At 38.2% G+C, this 1,895-nt stretch carries 2 protein-coding genes and 2 pseudogenes; 1 reads left to right on the top strand and 3 read right to left on the bottom strand.

The window, feature by feature from the left end; genetic code table 11:
• The 3 genes and pseudogenes from AC1DOS_RS19775 to AC1DOS_RS19785 all read right to left on the bottom strand — a co-directional run.
• On the bottom strand, positions 1–308 hold a 308-nt coding region (locus tag AC1DOS_RS19775; protein WP_477538862.1), incomplete at its 3' end, for a hypothetical protein.
• Positions 309–462: 154 nt separating this feature from the next.
• Positions 463–1,137 (bottom strand): response regulator, encoded by a 675-nt coding sequence (locus AC1DOS_RS19780; RefSeq protein ID WP_477538863.1) that lies wholly within the window; start codon positions 1,135–1,137, stop codon positions 463–465.
• Positions 1,112–1,450, bottom strand: a pseudogene (locus AC1DOS_RS19785) (sensor histidine kinase); the annotation flags it as partial. The pseudogene AC1DOS_RS19785 and the gene AC1DOS_RS19780, both read right to left, overlap by 26 nt.
• On the opposite strand from AC1DOS_RS19785, the pseudogene AC1DOS_RS19790 reads away from it, so the two are divergent.
• Positions 1,450–1,668 (top strand): annotated as a pseudogene (locus AC1DOS_RS19790) (glutathione-dependent formaldehyde dehydrogenase); the annotation flags it as partial. The pseudogenes AC1DOS_RS19785 and AC1DOS_RS19790 overlap by 1 nt on opposite strands.
• Positions 1,669–1,895: the final 227 nt, after the last annotated feature.

A 1,895-nucleotide genomic window follows, 5' to 3' on the forward strand; every position in this document is an offset into this window, starting at 1 on the left:
ATCACTTTGTCTTGCTTTTGCTTCATAATCGACTTTTTATTTTTTGATGATTGCTCCACATCAGTTGGATGTTCAACTTCAACGATTAGGCGGACCAATTGATTAGGGCTATATTCTTTAGTTAAACCTTCTTTTTTAACAGCATTACTATAAAGATCCTTACTTCCTTGCTCCGCTGTCTCTCCCAATGTTTGAAGCTCCGTTGAAGTGTCATTCGTTTCCGCAAAAACTGTGAATGACGAAAGAATTAAGGATGTTACAGCTGCAGTAGTCATGACTTTAAATGCTTTCAATTTATTTTTATTCATTTGAACCTCTCCTTTTCCTTATAAAATAATAAATAGATGAAACTAGTAAACTTCAAATCTATCTTTATTATCCCGCTATTTTAATTTTCTGAAAATTAATCAAAAGGTATAATTGCTACAGCCTTTGGTTCTATACCAACATAAAACAAAAGAACTATCCGTACCTTGTGTAGGCACAGGACAGTTCTTTAAGAAAAGGAACTAGTTGATTTTGAACGGCATAAATGACTGCTTGTGTACGGCTTTTCACATTCAGCTTTTTGAAAATCTTATTGATGTGAATTTTAACCGTCTTGTCACTGATACTTAGAGATTTAGCAATTTCTTTATTACTAAGACCTTTGACCAATTCAGACAGGACTTCTTTTTCACGCCCTGTCAGATCATTTTCGTTTGGTTTCGATTCCGTTTGCTGCTGATGATAACTAATTAGCTTCTTTGTCATGCGCGGATGAATAACAGAATCCCCTTGCATTACCATCCGAATTGCCGCCACCACTTGTTCGGATGATGAATCCTTCAATAAATAGCCGTCTGCACCTGCCTGAAGCGCATCTATTAGGTATTCGTCGTGTTCATACATGGTCAATACGAGAACCTGGCAGTTCGGATACTGTTTTTTCACGAGCGATGTAGCCTCAATTCCATTTTTTCCAGGAAGATTGATGTCCATCAAAATACAATCAGGCCTGCACTCCTCCATTTTCTTCAATACCTCGTCCCCGGAAACGGCTTCTCCAACTACTTGCATATCGGATTCGAGCTCCAATATGCTGCGAATTCCATCCCGCAAGACAGTATGATCATCCACCACTAATATTTGAATCATTATAATCCCCCCTTGTTTCTGAATCTGGAATCAACAATGTGATTTTTGTCCCTTTTCCTGCTGAACTATCAATCTGAAGGGTAGCCTCCAGCTGTTCAGCTTGTTCATTCATATGCAAAATACCATAATGCGGCTCGGATTTAGCTTTAATCATAGATTCAAAAAGGGAAAAACCAATCCCGTTATCCTTCACCTTTAAAAGTACATGTTCACGTTGTTTGCTTAGCAGAATCTCAACATTGTCCGCCTGCGCATGCTTTACAATGTTCTGCAGGCTCTCCTGCAACGTATCAAAGATAACGCGTTCTTCCGTTCACTCTAGCGGACATTTTCCAGCGCAGTGTCAATATTCGAACAGGACAAGCACCGGTTATACACTACATGCCACATCTTTACAATTTAATAGCCGAGGGTAAGGTTGACCCTAGCGATATCATCACACCTGTACTTCCTCTAGATCAAGCTAAGCATGGTTATGAAGTGTTTGACACCAAAACAGAAGATTGTATTAAAGTGCTTTTAAAACCATAAATAACTTAACAGCTACTGGATGTTGAAAATAAGCCCTAACCTAAGAACAAATAACCCGTTCAGTAATCTGGTACAAAATCCAAATTAAACATACAAAAAGAGCCTAAATCCGCATATGAATTGGGCTCTTTTAAGATGCCTATATATCAAGGTTTATTAATGATTAACACTTACTTTGCACATCGTTTCAGCACTTGAAATAGCAGAAAAAACCCAATCAAGAGACT

Source organism: Paenisporosarcina sp. P5_A11, from assembly GCF_056400705.1.